The 20,823-nt window shown below is 62.1% G+C and carries 17 protein-coding genes; 3 read left to right on the forward strand and 14 right to left on the reverse strand.

Features of this window, described 5'->3' with window-relative positions:
- Window positions 1-33: 33 nt before the first annotated feature.
- The 7 genes from pepN to ACZ5TH_RS11230 form a co-directional block, all read right to left on the reverse strand.
- Window positions 34-2,634 (reverse strand): aminopeptidase N, encoded by a 2,601-nt coding sequence (gene pepN / locus ACZ5TH_RS11200; protein ID WP_464793955.1) that lies wholly within the window; start codon window positions 2,632-2,634, stop codon window positions 34-36.
- Window positions 2,635-2,866: 232 nt separating this feature from the next.
- The gene (locus ACZ5TH_RS11205) at window positions 2,867-3,793 is read right to left on the reverse strand and encodes a ParB/RepB/Spo0J family partition protein (protein ID WP_464793956.1); all 927 of its coding nucleotides are present in this window, start codon (window positions 3,791-3,793) and stop codon (window positions 2,867-2,869) included.
- On the reverse strand, window positions 3,790-4,572 hold the full coding sequence (locus ACZ5TH_RS11210; RefSeq protein ID WP_449474503.1) for a ParA family protein: 783 nt from the start codon (window positions 4,570-4,572) through the stop codon (window positions 3,790-3,792). Before ACZ5TH_RS11210 ends, ACZ5TH_RS11205 begins: the two co-directional genes overlap by 4 nt.
- Window positions 4,569-5,210 (reverse strand): 16S rRNA (guanine(527)-N(7))-methyltransferase RsmG, encoded by a 642-nt coding sequence (gene rsmG, locus ACZ5TH_RS11215; RefSeq protein WP_464793957.1) that lies wholly within the window; start codon window positions 5,208-5,210, stop codon window positions 4,569-4,571. Before rsmG ends, ACZ5TH_RS11210 begins: the two co-directional genes overlap by 4 nt.
- Entirely contained in the window at window positions 5,207-7,057 is a 1,851-nt protein-coding gene (gene mnmG / locus ACZ5TH_RS11220; protein ID WP_464793958.1) for a tRNA uridine-5-carboxymethylaminomethyl(34) synthesis enzyme MnmG, read from the reverse strand. Before mnmG ends, rsmG begins: the two co-directional genes overlap by 4 nt.
- Before the next feature lie 59 nt (window positions 7,058-7,116).
- Complete coding sequence (gene mnmE, locus ACZ5TH_RS11225) at window positions 7,117-8,394, reverse strand: tRNA uridine-5-carboxymethylaminomethyl(34) synthesis GTPase MnmE (protein ID WP_464793959.1); 1,278 nt, start codon at window positions 8,392-8,394, stop codon at window positions 7,117-7,119.
- A gap of 7 nt (window positions 8,395-8,401) precedes the next feature.
- Window positions 8,402-8,656 (reverse strand): DUF6489 family protein, encoded by a 255-nt coding sequence (locus ACZ5TH_RS11230; protein ID WP_196226641.1) that lies wholly within the window; start codon window positions 8,654-8,656, stop codon window positions 8,402-8,404.
- Window positions 8,657-8,799: 143 nt separating this feature from the next.
- Here ACZ5TH_RS11230 and ACZ5TH_RS11235 point away from each other — a divergent pair, with 143 nt between their 5' ends.
- A complete protein-coding gene (locus ACZ5TH_RS11235; RefSeq protein WP_464793960.1) occupies window positions 8,800-9,498 on the forward strand; it encodes a dienelactone hydrolase family protein in 699 nt (232 codons plus the stop codon).
- Between the two features lie 14 nt (window positions 9,499-9,512).
- Window positions 9,513-10,481 (forward strand): quinone oxidoreductase family protein, encoded by a 969-nt coding sequence (locus tag ACZ5TH_RS11240; protein WP_464793961.1) that lies wholly within the window; start codon window positions 9,513-9,515, stop codon window positions 10,479-10,481.
- A 67-nt stretch (window positions 10,482-10,548) separates the two neighbouring features.
- Here the strand turns inward: ACZ5TH_RS11240 and ACZ5TH_RS11245 are convergent, their stop codons facing one another.
- Both ACZ5TH_RS11245 and rho read right to left on the reverse strand, forming a co-directional pair.
- On the reverse strand, window positions 10,549-11,271 hold the full coding sequence (locus ACZ5TH_RS11245; RefSeq protein ID WP_449474509.1) for a YjbE family putative metal transport protein: 723 nt from the start codon (window positions 11,269-11,271) through the stop codon (window positions 10,549-10,551).
- Between the two features lie 21 nt (window positions 11,272-11,292).
- On the reverse strand, window positions 11,293-12,549 hold the full coding sequence (rho, locus tag ACZ5TH_RS11250) for a transcription termination factor Rho (RefSeq protein ID WP_449474510.1): 1,257 nt from the start codon (window positions 12,547-12,549) through the stop codon (window positions 11,293-11,295).
- Window positions 12,550-12,853: 304 nt separating this feature from the next.
- On the opposite strand from rho, the gene ACZ5TH_RS11255 reads away from it, so the two are divergent.
- Window positions 12,854-13,774 carry a retroviral-like aspartic protease family protein gene (locus ACZ5TH_RS11255; RefSeq protein ID WP_464795104.1) on the forward strand — a complete coding sequence of 307 codons (921 nt, stop codon included), beginning with the start codon at window positions 12,854-12,856 and terminating at the stop codon, window positions 13,772-13,774.
- Window positions 13,775-13,947: 173 nt separating this feature from the next.
- On the opposite strand, the gene ACZ5TH_RS11260 is transcribed toward ACZ5TH_RS11255, so the two are convergent.
- The 5 genes from ACZ5TH_RS11260 to leuS form a co-directional block, all read right to left on the reverse strand.
- Window positions 13,948-16,026, reverse strand: coding sequence for a transglycosylase domain-containing protein (locus tag ACZ5TH_RS11260; RefSeq protein WP_464793962.1), 2,079 nt, complete (start codon window positions 16,024-16,026; stop codon window positions 13,948-13,950).
- Window positions 16,027-16,137: 111 nt separating this feature from the next.
- A complete protein-coding gene (gene msrB / locus ACZ5TH_RS11265; RefSeq protein WP_460987046.1) occupies window positions 16,138-16,542 on the reverse strand; it encodes a peptide-methionine (R)-S-oxide reductase MsrB in 405 nt (134 codons plus the stop codon).
- A 39-nt stretch (window positions 16,543-16,581) separates the two neighbouring features.
- Window positions 16,582-17,607: a DNA polymerase III subunit delta gene (holA, locus tag ACZ5TH_RS11270; protein ID WP_464793963.1), complete on the reverse strand. Its 1,026-nt coding sequence runs from the start codon at window positions 17,605-17,607 to the stop codon at window positions 16,582-16,584.
- Window positions 17,604-18,101, reverse strand: a complete 498-nt coding sequence (lptE, locus tag ACZ5TH_RS11275) for an LPS assembly lipoprotein LptE (RefSeq protein WP_464793964.1) — start codon at window positions 18,099-18,101, stop codon at window positions 17,604-17,606. The genes holA and lptE overlap by 4 nt, the downstream gene beginning before the upstream one ends.
- Window positions 18,102-18,200: 99 nt before the next feature.
- Entirely contained in the window at window positions 18,201-20,768 is a 2,568-nt protein-coding gene (gene leuS, locus ACZ5TH_RS11280) for a leucine--tRNA ligase (RefSeq protein ID WP_464793965.1), read from the reverse strand.
- Window positions 20,769-20,823 lie beyond the last annotated feature (55 nt).

Here is a 20,823-nt window from a genome sequence, read left to right on the forward strand (position 1 = left end):
TGCTGAACCTGTATCGGCATGGCGCATTCCGCCTTAGTCGAGGCTCTTGCTCACCTGCTCGGTGACGTCCTTCGACAGGCCCGGTTGACCCAATATTCTCTGTAACTCGCCGCGCATCAGGGCAGCCCTTCCCTCGTCGAAACGCCGCCACCGCCCCAGCGGCGGCACCAACCGCGCGGCGGTCTGCGGATTGAGCTTGTCGAGCGCGATGATGCAGTCGGCAACAAGCCGATAGCCCTTGCCCGATCGGTGATGGAACGCCCACTGGTTACCGGCGAACGCGCCAAAAAGCGAACGGACCCGGTTGGGATTGGCCAGGGTGAAATCGGGATGCCGCCCCAATTCCTCCACCATATCGACGGTATCAGGGTGGGAAGCAAAAGCCTGCGTCTGGAACCACTTGTCGAGCGTCAGCGGATCATCCCTGTAGCGGTTATAGAAGATGTCGAGCGCCGCCTCCCGCGCGTCGCTGCGACCGTTGGCAAGGGTCGCGAGAGCCGATTGCCGCTCCGTCATGTTATCGGCTTCGTCAAATTGGGAGAAGGCCAGCGTCGCCCCATCCGCCGCGCCTGAAGCGACCAGATAGACCAGGGCGCCGTTGCGCAGCTTGCGCGCGCCCTTCGCCGCCGAGGACAGCGAAAAGCCGTTCGCCCTGTTTCGCGCGTGCACATCGCGCCAGAGGGGCTCCAGCTCCCGGCCGATCCGGCGCTGCAACGCATCGCGTGCCTCATGGATGGCATCCGGATCGACCTGCGCCATCTGATCGCCCAGATAGGCCTCGCTCGGCAGTCGAATGGCTTCCGCGATGAACGCCCCATCAAGATGCGGGTCGGTGACGGTATCCCGGATCGCCGTGATGATTGCCGCCGCGTCCAACGCCTGCCCAGCCACATGGCCAACCAAGGCATTGACCATCAACTGCTGCATCGCTTCATAGCGGGCGAAGGGATCGTCATCATGCGCGGACAGGAAAGCCAGATCGGCCTGGCTCCTGTCTGTTTCGACGATCACCGGCGCTGAGAAGCCACGATTGATCGACAGAATGGGCGCAGCAACACAGTTCTTGAAGGTGAAGCGCTGCTGCTTCTCCGTCAGCATCAACAGTGTCTCCCCCGCGCTTCCGCCACTACCGCGATCGAACAAGGCTGTCCGAAGCGGGAGCGCGAACGGAAGCTTTTCCGGCTGGCCCGGCGTCGGCGGCGTGCTTTGCTCCAACAGCAGCTCAGCGGTCTGGGTGACGGGATCATGCGTCAGGCTCGCCCGGACATGCGGCGTTCCGGCCTGCTCATACCAGCGGCGGAACTGGGTAAGGTCGACCCCGCCCCCCTCTTCCATCGCCCGGACGAAATCCTCGCACGTCGCCGCCTCGCCATCGTGCCGCTCGAAATAGAGGTCGGTCGCGGTGCGGAAGCGATCTGGCCCCAGCATCAGCGCGATCATCCTGATCAGTTCAGCGCCCTTGTTGTAGATGGTCGCGGTATAGAAGTTGCTGATTTCCATGTAGGATTCCGGCCTGACCGGATGGGCAAGCGGGCCTGCATCTTCCTGAAATTGCGCCGCGCGCAGCACCCGCACGTCCTCGATGCGCTTGACAGCCTCGCTACCCATGTCCGCCGAAAAGTTCTGATCGCGAAAGACGGTGAAACCCTCCTTCAACGACAACTGGAACCAGTCCCGGCAGGTGACGCGATTTCCTGACCAGTTGTGGAAATATTCATGCGCCACCACCCCTTCGACGCCGTCATAATCGGTATCCGTCGCGGTCTCGGGATCGGCCAGAATGTAGCGCGAATTGAATATGTTAAGGCCCTTATTCTCCATCGCGCCGAAGTTGAAGTCCGCCACGGCGACGATGTTGAAGACGTCCAGGTCATATTCGCGACCATAGACGCGCTCATCCCACGCCATGCTGTTCTTCAACGCCTGCATGGCATGGCCCGTGCGCGGTAGATCAGCTTCCTTCACCCAGATGCCCAGCTTCACCTCGCGCCCACTCATCGTCACGAAGCTGTCGCTGTTGCAGGCAAGGTCGCCCGCAACCAGCGCGAAGAGATAGCAGGGTTTGGGGTACGGATCGGTCCAGCGTGCCCAATGCCGTCCGCCGGAAAGTTCGCCCCGCCCGACCGGATCACCGTTGGAAAGCAGGATCGGATAGCGCGCTTTGTCCGCCTCCATTCGAACGGAATAGCGGGAGAGGATGTCCGGTCGATCCGGGAAGAAGGTGATCCGACGAAATCCCTCCGCCTCACATTGGGTGCAAAGCAGCCCGCCGCTGGCATAAAGGCCCATCAGCTTGCTGTTATGCTCAGGAGCAAGCTCCACCAGCGTTTCCACCTGATGAACCCCGCCCGAAAGCGGGATAATCAAGGTGCCGCCATCCATCTTCCACTCGCCCGAGCCGAGGGCGCGGCCATCCACCTTTACTTCGACGGGCGTCAGTTCATCTCCGTCCAGCCTCAGCGCGCGATCATGCGCACCATTGCGGCTGACGCTCAGCCTTGCCCTTACCGTCGTGCGCGCGGGGTCCAAAAGGAAGTCCAGCTCAATCTCGGGGACGAGCCAGTCGGGCGGCCTATAGTCCTGACGTCGAACGACAATGGGCGCGGAAGCATTTGCGGATTGTATGTCAGCCATCGCGGCAATCTAGAGCATTTTCCAGGCAGGTGGTATCACCCGCTCGCCCGGAAAATGCGGAAAACAAGAGTTAAACCGAGCATTTCCGAGGCAAGGCGGCGTGCCTGCCGACTCAGACAGCGCCGCAATAAAAATAGAGCATGATCCCATGCAGTTTTGATCGGGTCATGCTCTGGGCAAGACCCTCGTCAGATGCCAGTGGCGCGCGGCGGATCATGCCACGCTTGCCTGTTCAGATACGCTCGCCGGACAGGCGCTGGCACAGCATGTCGAGCTGGTCGAGCGTCGAATAACGCAACGACAGCGTGCCGCCCGCGCCCTCCCCATGTCCAATGTCCACTTTGACGCCAAGAATATCGGCAAGATGCTGTTCGAGCGCCGCGATATCGGGATCCTTGCTGACCAGTCCCGACGAGGCCCGGCCTCGCGGCGCCGCCCCTTCCCCCTTTTTCGAGCGGCGCACCAAGTCCTCGGTATCGCGCACCGACAGGCCCTTGGCCTCCACGGTCTTTGCGAGCGTCTCACAATCCGGCGCGCCGATCAGCGCCCGAGCGTGCCCCATCGACAGCTTCTGCTCAACGACCTGTTGCTGCACCGAATCCGGAAGATCGAGCAACCGAATAAGATTGGCGATGTGGCTGCGCGATTTGCCAACGATCCGTCCGAGCGCTTCCTGGCTGTGATTGAAGTCCGCAATCAGCTTGCGATAGGCTTCCGCCTCTTCGATCGGGTTCAGGTCTTCGCGCTGGATATTCTCGACCAGCGCGATTTCCAGCGTTTCAGCTTCGTCAAAATCTCGGACAATGGCCGGAATGCGGTGCAATTGCGCACGCTGCGCCGCCCGCCACCGTCGCTCCCCCGCAACGATCTGAAATCCGCCACCATGGGGACGCACGATGATCGGTTGAATCACGCCACGCTTGCCGATGCTATCCGCCAGCTCGGCCAAGGCACCTTCGTCAAAATGACGGCGAGGCTGCTCCGGATGCGGCTGGATCAAAGCGACTTCGATGCTCTGAATAGCCTTGGTCGAAGCGGAAACGGCCTGTGGTGCGACCGGCTCTTCTCTCGTTACGTCGCCCAGCAGCGCTGAAAGGCCCCGTCCCAGTCCATGGGGACGCTTGATAACCTTCAGCTTTTCATCATTCTCGTTGCTCAAGCCGCAACCTCCTGTGGGGGCAGACGCGAAATCAGTTCACGGGCGAGGCGCATATAGGCCTCCGAACCAGAACAGCGGAAGTCGTAGATGAGCGCCGGAACGCCATGGCTTGGCGCTTCCGAAAGCCGGACATTCCGCGGAATAACCGTCGAGAACACCAAGTCGCCCAGACAGGCGCGGACATCATCCGCGACTTGATCGGTAAGGCGATTACGCCGATCATACATGGTCAGCGCCACACCCATGATCGAAAGCCCCGGATTGAAGCGGCCGCGAATGCGCTCCACCGTTTGCAACAGCTGGGACAGGCCTTCCAGCGCGAAGAATTCACACTGAAGCGGAACGAGCAAGGATTGGGCAGCCACCATAGCATTGATGGTCAAAAGGCCGAGTGAAGGCGGACAATCGATGAGGCAGATATCCCACCTTCCCGCTTGCGCTTCGCTGAGAACCCGCTCCAGTCGATGGGTCCGTTCCTCATATTCGATCAGCTCGATCTCGGCCCCCGACAAGTCCTGCGTCGCCGCGATGATGTCGAGTTTAGGCACGCGGGTCGGCAGGATCGCATCTTCAATGGCGCAATTCCCGACGAGCAAGTCGTAGCTTGACCAGGTGCGATCGGATTGATGGACCCCCAATCCTGTTGAAGCATTCCCTTGTGGATCAAGGTCGATCAACAACACTCTCAGGCCAGTAGCGGCAAGCCCGGTTGCCAAGTTGATCGCCGTTGTGGTCTTCCCCACCCCACCCTTTTGATTCGCAATGGCGATACGGATCATTTGCGACCTTTCTTGCCCCTTGGCGCTACCGACTGCGCTATGATGATTGCGCTTTCCGGGTCAGTGATGCTGCGTTCCGCGTGAAACACACCTTGCCACGAGGATCGCGCCGCCTCCAGTTCATTCTGCGCATTACGCCCCTTTGGCAACACCCAAAGGGTTCGATTATCGGACAAATGGAGCGCCGAGGGGAAGAGGCGCTCCAACGGAGCGTAAGCGCGCGCACTGATTACCGCCGCCGCCTTTGAGGAAGCACCTTCCACCCGTCCGCCGTAAACTTGGGCATTCTTGATGCCGACACTGTCGATCACCTCATTCAGGAAATCTATTCTTTTACGCCGCGATTCTATCATCAGCACGGGCCGGTCGCTCAAGAGGGCGATCACGATTGCGGGCAAACCCGCTCCCGATCCGAGGTCGATCCAAAGACCCTCACCCGCGCTATCGGCCAATGTGAGAAGCTGAGCCGAATCCGCAATATGCCTCGCCCAGACATGATCACGCGTGGACTCTGCAATCAAATTCTGCTGATCCATCTCGGACAGCAAGATTTGCACATAGCCGTCCAGCTTCTCCCATGTTTCACGTGAAACGGGGAAATGCTGCTCCAGCCATGCTTTCGCTTCATCCTCCGTCATGCGGCTTGACGCCGAACATGTACCAGCAACGCCGCCAAGGCCGCTGGAGTAATGCCCCGAATGCGGCCCGCAGCCGCCAGCGTATCGGGGCGAGCCTTATCAAGCCTCTCGATCATCTCGCTCGACAGTCCACCGATTGCCCCGAAGTCAAAGTCGGCCGGGATCGACACCCGCTCGTCGCGACGCAAGGCAGCAATCTCTGCCGCTTGGCGTTCGAGATACGGAGCGTAATGAGCGTCCTCCAGGATTTCGTCTCGCACACTCTCGTCCACTGATGTGAGCGACGGCGCCAAAGCGAACAGTAATTCCCGCTGGACTTCCGGAAACCGCGCCCACTCAAACAACGTTCTTCGCGAGCCATCCTGCCGGACATTCGCACCCGCGCGGGCAAGCTGAGTGGCGCTCAGCTGCTGCCCCAGCTCCTCACCCACACTGGCGCGCTGCGAAGCCCGCCGATCATAATGAGCGAGCCGATCCTCGCCCAATATGCCATGCACCCGACCAACGTCTGCCAGCCTACTCACGGCATTGTCCGCTCGAAGGCGCAATCGATACTCCGCCCGCGCAGTCAGCATGCGGTACGGCTCAGTCACGCCTTGCAGCACCAGGTCATCGACCATGACGCCGATATAACTGCTCGCCCGATCGAGGATCATCGGCGCATCACCCTTGGCACGCGCCGCCGCATTCACACCGGCGACCAGCCCTTGGGCCGCCGCTTCCTCATAGCCCGTGGTGCCATTTATCTGCCCTGCGCAGAACAGGCCGGGGACCTCTCGCATCTCCAGACTGTGGTCCAATGCGCGCGGATCGATATAATCATATTCGACCGCATAGCCCGGCACCACAATCTCGGCACACTCCAGCCCCACCATCGACCTGACCATCTGCTCCTGCACATCGGCAGGCAGGGAGGTGCTGATCCCATTGGGATAAACCAAATGGCTTCCCAGCCCTTCCGGCTCCAGAAAGATCTGATGTCCGTCACGATCACCGAAGCGGATCACTTTGTCCTCGATCGAAGGGCAGTATCGAGGACCGCGCCCCTCAATCGCCCCGCTGAACAATGGCGAGCGCCCCAGCCCCCCACGGATGATCGCGTGGGTCGCCTCATTGGTACGCGTGATCGCGCAGCTCAACTGCGGAAGCTGCCGCCCTGCGGAGATGGCGGACATGGTCCAATCGCCACCGTCAGACGGCTGCTCCCCCAGCCCCCCCCAATTTATCGACCGCCCATCCAGCCTCGGCGGGGTCCCCGTCTTCAGCCGTGCGATGGGCAGGCCCAGCCCACGAAGCTGAACTCCCAATACAGTTGCCGCGCGCTCCCCGGTTCGACCGCCCGTCAGCGTCTCCTCGCCCCGGAATAATTTGCCGCCCAGAAATGTGCCCGTTGCCAACACGATGGCTGGCGCGGACAAGCGGCGTCCGTCTGCCAGCTCCAGCCCTTCGACCTCGCCATTCCTCAGCAGCAGCGCCGTAGCCTCACCCTCGATGATTTCGATCCCGCGCTGCGCATCGATCATGCGGTGAATGGCGGCCCGATAATGTGATCGATCGGCCTGCACGCGCGGCCCCTGAACGGCGGCGCCTTTGCTGCTGTTCAACATCCGATAATGTATCGCGGCGGCATCGGCGGCACGCGCTATCAAGCCATCCAGCGCATCAACCTCGCGCACCAAATGACCTTTGCCCAACCCGCCGATCGCCGGGTTGCATGACATTGCCCCCACCGTTTCCTTTTCGAAGGTGAGGAGCGCAACCCGCGCCCCCTTGCGAGCAGCCGCAGCCGCAGCCTCACACCCGGCATGGCCGCCGCCCACCACTATCACGTCAAAAGCTGTCTGCATGCCGCGCCCTTATCAGAATTGGGGCCTCGCGGTCAAAACTGTTCCACGTGGAACAGCGGTCATTTGCCGATGCAAAATCCTGCAAAGAGCCGGTCGAGCATATGCTCGGTGCTTGCCCGCCCCGTCAGCGCGTCGATGGCCGCACGCGCATGCCGAAGCTCTTCAGCGACAATGAGAAGGTCTGACTGCGGCAAGGCGTTTTCCAAATGACCGACGAGCAGCGCAACACCCTCCCGCTGCCTTTCGTGCAGAGCATATTCGCTTACCCCCGGCAGCAAGGCGGCCGCTCGCTCCAAAAGCAATGCGATGAGGGTCTCCATCCCCTCGCCCGTCACCGCCGATATGGGCAAGCCATTTGTCACCGCATGCCGGTCACATTGGGCACCGACAATAATCGCGTCGGGGCTTGGTGCCTCGGCCGCGTCGCCAAGCCAAAGGATGATGTCGGCACTGTCCAGCGCCGCGCGAGCCCGGTCCATCCCGATCGCTTCGATGACGTCCGATGTCGCCTCTCTCAAACCAGCGGTATCGGTAAATAGGAAAGCCGTGCCGCCGAGCGCTGCGGGCACTTCTATGCGGTCGCGCGTCGTGCCCGCCACATCGGACACAATCGCCGCCTCCCGCCCCACCAGCGCATTCAACAGCGTGGACTTCCCCGCATTGGGCGGCCCGGCCAGCACCACCCGAATGCCATCCCGCAAACGCTCGGCCGAAGGTGCACTCAGCACAGACCGCACCTCCCCGATGAGCCTAGCTATGCCCGAACCGATACGTTCCTCGGCCCCATGTTCAGGGACATCATCCTCATCGGAAAAATCGAGCGCCGCCTCGGCCATGGCGGAAAGATCGAGCAAGCTCCTTTGCCACCGCTCCAGCCGACGAGAAAAATGCCCCTCGGACATGAGCAGAGCCGCGCGCCGTTGCTGCTGGGTTTCGGCGGCAAGAAGATCGGCCAGCCCCTCAACCTCATTGAGATCCATGCGCCCATTCATAAAGGCCCGGCGCGTAAACTCACCCGGCTGGGCCTGCCGCACGCCTTCAAAGGACCTGAGTGCATCCTCCAGCCCCGCAACCACGGCCCGCCCGCCATGGCAATGCAACTCCGCCAGGTCTTCTCCGGTCGCAGTGCCGGGGCGAGGAAACCAGAGAATGAGCGCACGATCGAGAGGCACGCCGTTGCGGGGGTCCTTCAATAACGCCAGCCGCGCCCGCCTGGGTTCGGGAAGATGCCCCGCAAGGTCCTGCAAGGCGGCAGCAGCAGCAGGGCCACTTATCCGAATGACCCCAATCCCTGCCGGTGGCGCACCACTCGACAGGGCGAAAATCGTATCTGCCATTAACGGATCAGGACTTGTCGCCATTCTTCCCAGCAACGCCAGAAAGGCCGATGTCCATCATCTGCCGGAACAGCCGCATCCCCGCGTCCCCCAAGGGAGAGAAACTTTTGAACATCGTTTCCATCTGTTCGGCGCTGGCAATGCCGTCAAAGCTGTCCAGCATGGTTTTCACATATTTGTCGTGAATGGGTGTGACATCGGGCAGGCCCAAAAAGGCCCGCGCCTCGGTTGGGGTGCAATCTACGTCGACCGTTACTTTCATCCTGCGCACCTTCAATTGCCAGCGATCGTCGTCATGCCGCAACATGGCCCCTGAACGCAAATAATTTGGGCACAGCAGCGTTGGCGGTTCTGCAAAAGCCGCTTATCCTCAAACACAGTGCAGCGAACGAAAGGACATCCGCCATGGGATCATTTACGCCGATTTCGACCCTTGAGGGCGATGCGCAATTCGACACCTATGTCGCTCGACCCGACGGAACCCCGCGCGGGGCGATTATCGTCATTCAGGAAATCTTCGGCGTGAACGAAGGCATTCGCCGCAAATGCGACAATTGGGCCAGCCAAGGATATCTGGCGGTTTCTCCCGACCTGTTCTGGCGTGACACCGCGCATGTCGAACTGGATGCGGACGTTCCGGAACAATTTCAGGCGGCAATCGGCCACATGCAGAAGCTGGATCAGGACCTCGCCATCTATGACATTGAATCAGCGATCAAATTCGCTCGGGCCGAACTGAGTGGCACAGGCAAGGTCGGCGTGGTCGGCTATTGCCTTGGCGGGCGGCTGACCTTCATGGCGGCCTGCCGGACGGATGGCGACGCCTTTGTCGGCTATTATGGCGTGGGCATCGACAATCTTCTGGGCGAGCAGCATGCGATCGGCAAACCCGTCCTGCTGCACATCCCCACCGCTGACGGCTTCGTGCCACCGGCAGTCCAGAAGACTATGCATGACGGCCTGAAGGACAATCGCCACGTGACCCTTCACGATTATGAGGGGCTCGACCATGGCTTCGCCGCTGAAATGGGCGCGCGCCGGGTGGAGGATGCCGCGCAACTGGCCGATCAGCGCACGACCGACTTCTTCGCCACGCATCTCTGACCGACGCGCCGCCCATGACACGAGCTTGGCGCATGATCGTCCGCGCGACCGGTGGTCCGGAGGTGATCGAGCGGGAGTATTTCGATCCCGCGCCTCCGGCCGAGGGTGAGGTGCTGATCGCTCAAGATGCAATCGGCTTGAACTTCATCGACACCTATCATCGGTCGGGCCTCTACGAAGCATCGCTCCCCCTCACCCTCGGCGTCGAAGGCGCGGGCTATGTCGCGGCCTTGGGACCGGGCGTCAGCGGGCTGGCGATCGGCGACAAGGTTGGCTCGGCGGGCGGTATGGGCGCCTATGCCACCCATCGCACGGTCGCCGCCGACCGCATCATAAGGATTCCAGACGAAATCGGCACGGATGAAGCCGCCGCGATGATGCTGAAGGGCATGACCGCCTGCTTCCTTGCGGAGGATATATTGCCGCTGCGGCAGGGTCAGGTCGCTCTCGTCCATGCAGCCGCGGGTGGCGTAGGTTCCGTGCTGGTGCCTTGGCTTCGGGACAAGGGCGTCGTGGTCATCGCCCATAGCGGTTCAGCAGAAAAGGCCGCAACCGTGCAAGCCGACCACAGCCTGCATTGCCCGTTGCCGGACCTTGCCGACCGGGTGCGCGCCCTTACGGACGGACAGGGTGTAGACGTTGTCTATGATGGCGTGGGGAAGGATAGCTGGAGCGCGTCGCTTGGCTCTCTCAAACGGCGCGGCATGATGGTGAGCTATGGCAATGCGTCTGGCCCGGTACCGCCGGTCAGCCTGCTGGAACTCAGTCGCGCCGGATCACTCTATGTGACCCGCCCCACCCTGTTCGACTATATCGTGACGCAGGAGGAACTGAAGCATGTCAGTGACCGCTTGTTCGATCGCATGCTGAGGGGCGTCGTTCGCGCCCATATCGGCCAGCGTTTCGCCCTTTCGGAAGCTGCTGACGCCCACCGCGCGCTGGAAGGACGGCAGACCGTCGGCAGCACCATCCTGGTGCCATAGGCGCGCTGAAGAAGTCTGAAACGGGTTGAGCAGGTGACGGGCTCAAGCCCGCCCCTGCTCGCCTCAATCACACAAAGAGGGTCAGAATGCCGACCTGATGGTCGATAATACCCTCATAGATCATCTTGACGGCGACATAGATGATGACGGCCAGACCCAGATAAGCGATCCACCGGAAACGCTCGATATATTTAGCGATGATGTTCGCCGCGATACCCATCAGAGCGACCGACAGGATAAGCCCGATGATCAGGATGCCAGGGTGATCACGCGCCGCGCCTGCCACGGCCAGAACATTGTCCAGGCTCATCGACACGTCGGCAACGGCGACAGCCCAAGCGGCAGCCGCGAAGCTCTTCGCAGGACGCAGCCCCGATATGTCATCGTCGCTGGGATCGTCCGGCGTGTCCGCACCCCGCTTCGGGTGCAGTTCGCGCCACATCTTCCAGCTGACCCACAGCAGCAGCAGGCCACCGGCTAGGATCAGGCCGACGATCTGCATCAACTGCGTCACGACTAGGGCAAAACCGATACGCAGCACCAATGCGGCGATGATACCGATCATGATGACGCGCTGGCGCTGCTGCACCGGCAGGCCAGCGGCAAGCGCGCCGACGACGATCGCATTGTCGCCAGCCAGCAGGATGTCGATCATCAGAACCTGGCCAAAGGCCGACAAGGCGGCCGGAGAACCGATATTGCTGAAATCGTTGACGATATGCCCCCAAATATCGGCGGGCGAACCCATACCCTGCGCGGCGGCAGCGGCAGTCGTAAGAAGGTCGATCATAACGGCCTGATATAACTCCGCTTACTGGTTCATCGAATCGAAGAAATCTTCGTTGGTCTTGGAATCCTTCATCTTGTCGAGCAGGAATTCCATCGCATCGACCGTGCCCATCTGCATCAGGATACGGCGCAGCACCCACATCTTGGAAAGCTTGGCCTTGTCGACCAGCAGCTCTTCCTTGCGGGTGCCCGACTTGCCGACGTCCAGCGCCGGGAAGATGCGCTTGTCCGCGACCTTGCGGTCCAGCACGATTTCCGAGTTGCCGGTGCCCTTGAACTCTTCGAAGATGACTTCGTCCATGCGGCTGCCAGTGTCGATCAGGGCCGTCGCGATGATGGAGAGCGAACCGCCCTCTTCGATGTTGCGCGCCGCACCGAAGAAGCGCTTGGGACGCTGGAGCGCATTGGCGTCAACGCCGCCCGTCAGCACCTTGCCCGACGAGGGCACGACGGTATTGTAGGCACGACCGAGGCGGGTGATCGAATCAAGCAGGATCACCACATCCTTCTTATGTTCCACGAGGCGCTTGGCCTTTTCGAGCACCATTTCGGCGACCTGCACGTGGCGCTGCGCGGGTTCGTCGAAGGTTGAGGACACAACCTCGCCCTTCACGCTGCGCTGCATGTCGGTCACTTCTTCCGGACGCTCGTCGATCAGAAGGACGATCAGGAAGACTTCGGGATGATTGTCGGTGATCGCCTTGGCGATGTTCTGGAGCAGGACGGTCTTACCGGTGCGCGGCGGCGCGACGATCAGGGCGCGCTGGCCCTTGCCCTGCGGCGAGACGATGTCGATGACGCGGGCCGACTTGTCCTTGACCGTCGGGTCGAGCGTATCGAGCACCAGCTTCTGGGTCGGATAGAGCGGCGTCAGGTTGTCGAAGTTGACGCGATGCCGGACGACATCCGGGTCATCGAAGTTGACGGAGATAAGCTTCGTCAGCGCGAAATAACGCTCGCCATCCTTGGGCGCGCGGATTTCGCCTTCCACCGTGTCACCGGTGCGCAGGCCGAACTTGCGGACCTGATTGGGCGACACATAGATGTCGTCGGGACCGGCAAGGAAGTTGGCTTCGGGCGAACGGAGGAAGCCGAAGCCATCGGCCAGCACTTCGATCGTGCCCTCACCCATGATCTGCTCGCCATTTTCCGCCTCAGCCTTGAGGATCGCGAACATCAGGTCCTGTTTGCGCAGGGTCGATGCGCCTTCGACGCCCAGTTCTTCCGCCGTGGTGACCAGGTCGGCGGGTGATTTCTTCTTGAGGTCTTTAAGGTGCATTCGACTTGAGTCCGATGACGAGAGATGAAGATTGGAAATACGAAAAAGGAGAGTCGCCCGGTATGGAAAACACGGGACTCCGGCGCTGGACGGCCGGGATAGACCGTCCGCGTTTAGCGATCAGCCCCCCCCAAAGTCAAGGTGTCGCTTGGCCCTGCCTTGCTGGAAATGCTGGCTCCCGCCGCCTTCATCGCCAAATGGTGCAGCAGTTGCGGCAATGGACCGGCCTTGGCGATCCATGCTATGATTTGATGCTCTAGCTGAAGAGGCGAAGGGCATGAGAAGGCCTTATCTCGTCCCTGCAATGGCCATCCTGATGATGTGCCCGCCCGCCGCGGGTCAGCCGGTCCCTGCGGCCGATCCGCCCGCCGTGGTCCGCACCCTCTCAACCAGTGACGACCGCGTCTCCATCCCCATCCACATCGATGGACGCGGCCCCTGGAACTTCATCGTCGATACCGGATCACAGCGCACCGTCATCTCCCGTGACCTTGCCGATCGGCTCGCCCTGCCCGCCCGACGCCACGTCACCATCATCAGCATGGCGGGTCGCCAGGAAACGCGCACCGTCGCCATTCCGCGGCTCGGCTATGGCGCGGAAACGGTCGATGACATCGAAGCGCCCGTGCTGGAGGGGGACCATCTCGGCGCGGCTGGGCTGCTCGGGCTCGACAGCCTGCATGCCAAGCGCCTCCTCCTGAATTTCCGCACCGGCCGAATGGAAATCGGCGCCAGCCGTCCCTCATGGCGGGACCCCAACGCCATCATCGTCGAGGCACGGCGCCGCAAGGGGCAACTCATACTGCTGCATTCCGACGCCAACGGGTTGAAGGTCAACATCATCCTCGACACCGGCACCCATCTAAGCGTTGGCAATCTCGCCCTGCGCGACAAGCTGATCCGCAAGAAACGCGCCCCGGCGATGAGCGAGATCAGCCTGATGAGCGTAACCGGCGAGACCCTGACGGGTCAGCTTGGACGCATCGGCAGGATCCGCATGGGCCCCATCGCCTTGACCGATCTGCCAGTCATGTTCGCCGATGCCCAGCCATTCAGCGAACTTGGGCTGCAGGACAAGCCGACCCTGCTACTGGGCATTCAAGCCCTCAGAATGTTCGATCGCGTCGCCATCGACTTTGGCCGGGGCAAGGTCGATTTCCTGATGCCGGATGCCAGCGCCTTTGATCCACGGCGCTTTGCCGCAGCGCCCCGTCAGGCCGGTTAGAGCATTTTAGAGCCTTGTACCCTCTATCTCCATCACTCAACTCCGTTCGGGCTGAGCTTGTCGAAGCCCTCTTCTTTCTAAAAGGAAGTAGAACCGTTGGCTTCGCCAGCCTGCGGCTCGACAGGCTCAGGGCGAACGGTAATAGGGGGAGTGCCGATTTAGGGATCGATACCTTAGCGCGGCGCAGTCCGCTGCCTGTCGCGGCCGAGCACCTGATCGATCCATTGCTGGTCCAGCTTTGGCGGCGCCGTCCGGGCAGGAGGCGCCTGATCGACCGACTGATCGTCCTGCTGGGGCTCCTGATCCTGCTGCTGCTGCTGCGGGTCCTGACTGATCGGCAATCCATTTTCATCGACCATCATGCCCCCACCCGTTCCATTATCGGGCTGGCCATAATAGGCCTCGTCGTCGGGCTCCAACTGCCATTCGGGCAGCGTCACCTGCGTCTCGAACTGCTCGACCGGGCGGCGGGCAACGGCGACCTTCATATAGTCGGCAAAGGCGTGCGCGGGCGCGCGGCCACCCTGCAAAACACTCACCGGCCGCGCATCGTCCCTACCCATCCATACGCCGGTGGTGATCCCGCTGGAAAAGCCCAGGAACCAGCCATCCTTGTTGCTGCTGGTGGTGCCCGTCTTGCCCGCTACTGGCCGACCAATCTGCGCCGCCTTGCCCGTGCCCGTGCTGACCGCCGTCTGCATCAGGTCGGTCATCCCCGCAGCTACCCAGGGCGCAACCAGTACCCGGCTGGTATCATCCTGATGCTGGTAGAGCATCCGCCCATCGGCCGTTGTCACCTTGGTGATGCCATAGGGCGTCACCGCCACGCCCTTGCGCGCGATCGAGGCAAAGGCGCGCGTCATGTCGATCAGGCGCACATCGGACGTGCCCAGCACCATTGAGGGATGCGTATTAATCGGCGTCGTCACGCCAAAGCGCCGCGCCATGTCCGCCACGGTCGGAAAGCCCACCTCAACGCCCAGCTGCGCCGCAACCGTGTTGATGGAGTAAGCGAAGGCCGTCCGAACATCGATGTCGCCGGAATAGCGACCGCTGCTGTTGCGCGGGCTCCATCCGTTGATCGTCACCGGTTTGTCCGTAACGCCGGTATCAGGCGTATAGCCCGCCTCCAGCGCCGCCATATAGACGAATATCTTCCAGGCCGAGCCCGGCTGCCGCGTGGCTGTCGTCGCCCGGTTATAGTTGGATGTCACATAGTCGAGCCCCCCGACCATCGCCCGCACCGCGCCATCCCGATCGAGCGAAACCAGCGCACCCTGCGCACCCCCCGGCACATTCGCCTGGATCGCCGCCGTCGCCGCCTTCTGCATGCCCAGATCGATGGTGGTATAGACCTCCAGCGGCTCATTGGGCTCATCCACCAGCACATCGAGTTGCGGCAGCGCCCAGTCGGTGAAGTAGCGCACACTGTTTTGCGGAGGCTCCGGCGCCATCTTGACGTCGTTCAGGTCGATGCTGGCCCGCTGCGCCGCGCTGATCGCGCCATTTTCCTGCATCAGTTCCAGCACGACGCCCGCACGGCCGATTGCCGCTTCGGCATCGGCGGTGGGCGAATAGCTCGACGGCGCCTTCACCAGCCCCGCGATGATCGCCGCTTCCGGCAGGCTGAGCGCGGCGGCGGGATGACCGAAGAATTTGCGGCTGGCGGCGTCGATGCCATAGGCGCCGCCGCCGAAATACACCTTGTTGAGGTACAGCTCCAAAATCTGCCGCTTGGAAAATTTCCGCTCCAGCGCCAGCGCCAGGATCATCTCCCGTACCTTGCGGCCCCAACTATAGCTGTTGTTGAGGAAGATGTTGCGCGTCACCTGCTGGGTGATGGTCGATGCACCCTGCCAGCGGCGGCCCTTGCCCCGATTCTCCAACGCCACCCAGGTCGCGCGCGCCATGCCGATCGGATCGACGCCGGGATGCAGGTAAAAGCGCCTGTCCTCCGTCGAAACCATCGCATCGACCATCACCGTCGGTATCTGGTCATAGGACAGCCAGCGGCCAAAGCTCGGCCCCAGCGACACGATCACGCTGCCGTCGGCGGCATGGACACGGATCATCTGTCCATTGGGCGATGATTTCAGCGATTCATAATCGGGCAGCGACTGGTAGGCGATCACCACCGCCACGACGATCGCGAACAAAGCGCCCACCGTCGCGACCAGTCCGAACTTGATGCCCCGGATCAGCCACCGCTTCGCGCCCCCGGGCGTGTCCTTGCTCTTGCCTGCTCGTGCCATCTACATCGCCCGGATACGCGCTAAGGGATCAAGCCACCAGCGCAAAACGGGCGCTGACAACCCTGTGATCTTGGTTCTCAAGAGGAGCGACGCTTTACCGGCGATGAATGATTATTCAACCTCGTTGCGCGGCTTGAAGTCCAGCGACGCACTGTTCATGCAATAGCGCAGGCCGTTGACGCCCGGACCATCGGGAAAGACATGGCCCAAATGCCCTTCGCACTTCGCGCAACGCACTTCGGTGCGGATCATGCCGTGGCTGCTGTCGCGAATCTCCTCCACCGCGTCGATGTCGACCGGTGCGGTAAAGCTGGGCCAGCCAGAGCCGCTGTCATATTTTTCCTCGGCATCGAACAGTTCGGCCCCACAGCCGGCGCAAAAATAGACGCCGTCGGCCTTGTTGCTGTTATATTTGCCGGTAAAGGCCCGCTCCGTCCCCGCCTCTCGCAATACATGAAATTGGTCGGAAGAAAGGCGCTCGCGCCATTCGGCGTCGGTCAGGTTGAGCTTGTCCATGGCCGCAATATGGCGACGCGACTTCCTGCGATCAAGCGCTTAGCGCTCCCGTGCCGCCTGCCGCGCAATGGCTAGCAGTTCATGGCGCACCATCAGGTCGCCAAGCCCCCTGCCCGACCGGCTCGCGCGCTCCGCCTGCGCCAGCCGCTGGATCACCCGCGCTATGCCATGCGCGTCCCACAGCCGCACCTGCCGGGTGACGACGCCCTTTTCCTTCCAGAATACCTGTTTGCCCGCAGCTTCGACGGCTCCCTCCAGCCGTCCGCTGTCATCGAAAGACGAGCGAATATTGGCGAGCAGCATCGCACGGGTCAGAAGCGGACGCAGCACCGCCGCCATCGCGGTCCCTGCCTCAGCCAGACGCCCCAGTTCCCGATGCATGGCGCGCAGGTCGCCCCCCAGCACGGCATTGACCAGCGGCGCCGCGTCCGAATCGGGATTGTCGGCCGACAGGGCGTCCAGCGCTTCCGCCGTCGCCTCGGCTGGCCGATCCGGCGCGGCGTCGAGATAGAGGATCAGCTTCTCGATCTCACCGCCCATCAACGCGCGGTCGCCATTGGCAAGGTCAACTATCCGCTTCGCCAACTCGGCGGGCAGGCGCAGTCCCCCTTCGCGCGCGATCGCGACGGCAATCTGCTCTGCCTCCCGCGCATCCGGCTGATAGGAGGCGAACGCCATTGCCATTGGACTGTCGAGCGCCAGTTTCAGCAGCTTGGACGTACCTTTCAGCGCCCCTGCGGTAGCGATCACCGGGTTGCCTGCCGCCAGCGCTTCGAACAATGCCGTCACCGCGGGCAGCGACTCCTCGCCCATGCCATTGACGCGTATCCAGCGCCGGTCACCGAACATGGAAAAGGACGCGGCCTCATCCGCCAGCCGGGCGGGATCGTCCCGCAATGTCTGCCCATCCAGATCGACGCGCTCCGCCTCCGGCCCCATCGCCCGTTCAAGCCGCTTGCCCAGCGCCGCGCTCCCCGCCTCATCGGGTCCGTAGAGCAGGAAGAAACGGATATCGGCCGGGGGTGCGTCGAGCGCCTTTTCAATCTGGCCGCGATTGGCCTTCAACGCTGCTGGTCCCTCGCCGCGAACAGCGCGAGCCGGGAGACGATCTGGTCCGCGATGGTCTGCGACAGCCGTTCCAGCGCGGTATCTTCCGCCGCGATGGTCGCATATTCGCTGGACGTGACGTCGATGCCCGCGTCCGATCCCGCCGTATCGTCGATCACCTGCGCGCCGGTGGCCGCATCGATCAACTGATAGCGCGCCCGCAACGTCCGCCGTTCGCGCGTAATCGCCTGGTCGGCGCGCAAGCCAAAGCCGCTGATCTGGTCATCCAGCTTCACCATCAGTCTGTAGCTCGGCCCCGCGCCGCTCATCGCCGACAGGCGATCGTTGAGCGCATTGCGCACCAGCCAGCCGCCCTTGCCCTCAATTAGCGCAACCTCGACATTGCCCAGCTTCTGCGCGACCGCGCCATGACTGCCGCCACTATAGACGGGACGCAGACCACAAGCGGAGAGGATGACGGTAGCAGCGAGCAGGGGCAAAATGCGCTTCATGGGACACTCTCTACCCGTTCGGGCTGAGCCTGTCGAAGCCCTGTTCTTCTTTTGAAGAAAAGAGAGCCCTTCGACAAGCTCAGGGCGAACGGTTCGTTGTTAAATGACTAGGTTGACCAGCCTGTCAGGCACCACGATCACCTTCTTCGGGGTCGCGCCATCCAGCGTCCGCGCCACATTGGGCGCGGCAAGGGCGAGCCGTTCCAGCTCATCCTTGCTCGTCCCCTTGGGCACGGTGATGGTGTCGCGCAGCTTGCCCATGACCTGGCAGGCGATCGTCACCTCATCCTCGACCAGTAGCGCCGGATCGACCTGGGGCCAGGCTGCGTCGGCAATCAGGCCTTCCTCACCCATGTCCGCCCAGGCTTCCTCGGCCAGATGCGGCGTCATCGGCGCGACCAGCAATGCCAGCGCCCGGATCGCCCCGCTCCGGCTCGCCGAAGGCTTGGCCTTTTCCACCGCGTTGGTCAGTTCGTAGATCTTCGCCACCGCCTTGTTGAAGGACAGCGCCTCGATATCCTTGGCGATGCCGTCGATCGTCTGGTGCAGCTTGCGGTCCAGCGCCTTGTCTTCACCCTCGGCCGCCTTGTCCGCCTCTCCAAACAGCCTCCAAAGCCGGTTGATGAAGCGCCAGCTGCCCTCGATGCCGCTTTCGGTCCAGGGCAGGTCGCGCTCGGGCGGGCTATCGGACAGCATGAACCAGCGCACCGCGTCCGCACCATATTGGGCGATGATGTCATCGGGATCGACGACATTCTTTTTGGACTTGGACATCTTGATCACACGGCCAACTTCGACCGGCGATCCGTCCGTTACCAACGTAGCGCCATCGGCCGTTCTGCGAACTTCGTTAGGCGAATAAAACTCGTCGATCGTCAGCATTTCAGCCGCGTTACCAGCCGCATTCGTGACGTCTACAAGCTTGGTGCGGTAATAGGTCTCATGCGTCACCATGCCCTGCGTGAACAGGCCAGTGAACGGCTCGGCAAAGCCCAACTGCCCCATATGCTGGAGCGCCCGCGTCCAGAACCGCGCGTAGAGCAGATGCAGGATCGCATGTTCCACGCCGCCGATATATTGCCCCACCGGCAGCCACTTCTCGACCGTCTCGCGATCGAAGGGCTTGTCCTTGGGCTGGCTGGCGAAGCGGATGAAATACCAGCTGGAGTCCGCGAACGTATCCAGCGTATCGGTCTCGCGTCGCGCGGCCTTGCCGCACTTCGGGCAATCCACATGCTTCCATGTCGGATGGCGGTCGAGCGGATTGCCCGGAATGTCGAAGCTCACATCCTCCGGCAGCACCACCGGCAGCTGATCCTTGGGCACGCCCACCACACCGCAATCGTCGCAATGGATCACCGGGATCGGCGTCCCCCAGTAGCGCTGGCGCGACACGCCCCAGTCGCGCAGGCGGAACACGGTCGTGCCGTTGCCCCAGCCTTCGCCCTCGGCACGGCGGATCACCTCAGCCTTCGCATCCTCGACGCTCATGCCGTTGAGGAAGTCCGAATTCACGAGGCGGCCCGGCCCGGCATAGGCTTCGTCGCCGATACCCTTGTCCTCATCACCCTCGGCCGCGACCACGCGGTCGACCGGCAGCATATATTTGCGCGCGAAGTCGAGGTCGCGCTGGTCATGCCCCGGCACCGCCATAACGGCGCCCGTGCCATATTCCATCAGCACGAAATTCGCGACGAACAACGGCAGCTTACGGCCAGTAAAGGGATGGATCACCGATCGCCCGGTGTCATACCCCTTCTTCTCCTGCGTCTCGATCTCCGCAGCGGCAGTACCGCTATGACGGCATTCCTCAGCGAACGCAGCCAGACCCGCATCCTTCGCCTCCAGCGCCAAAGCGATCGGATGGTCCGCCGCGATCGCCGCAAAGCTCGCACCGAAGATCGTATCGGGCCGGGTCGAAAAGACCTCCAGCTCCCCGATGCCATCCACCGCCTCATCCAGCTTGAAGCGGAACTGCAAACCGACCGACTTGCCAATCCAGTTCTCCTGCATCAGCCGCACCTTTTCAGGCCACTGATCCAGCGTCTTCAACCCACTCAGCAGATCATCGGCAAATTGCGTGATCTTGAGGAACCACTGGCTGAGCTTGCGCTTCTCGACCAGCGCACCGGATCGCCAGCCCTTGCCGTCGATCACCTGCTCATTGGCCAGCACGGTCATATCGACCGGGTCCCAATTGACCGCGCTTTCCTTCCGGTAAACCAGCCCCGCTTCCAGCATGTCGAGGAACAGCGCCTGTTCCTGCCCATAATAGTCCGGCTCACAGGTGGCGAGTTCGCGGCTCCAATCCAGCGCAAAGCCCAGCTTCTTCAGCTGCGCTCGCATCGTCGCGATATTGGACCGCGTCCAGTCGCCCGGATGCACCTTCTTTTCCATCGCGGCATTTTCGGCGGGCATGCCAAAAGCGTCCCAGCCCATCGGGTGCAGCACTTCATGCCCGGTCATCCGGCGGAACCGTGCCAACACGTCGCCCATCGAATAGTTGCGGACATGACCGATATGGATGCGCCCGGACGGATAGGGGAACATCTCCAGCACATAGGAACGCGGCTTGTCGCTCGTATCCGACGCCTTGAACGTCTGCTTCTCGTCCCATACGGCCTGCCAGCGGGCATCGGCCTCAAGCGGGTTGAAGCGCCTTTGCATCTGTTCACGTCCCCAAAATGCATGCGGGCTGAGCTCTTCCAAGCCCAGCCCCTTT

This window comes from Sphingobium sp. TomTYG73 (assembly GCF_055394245.1).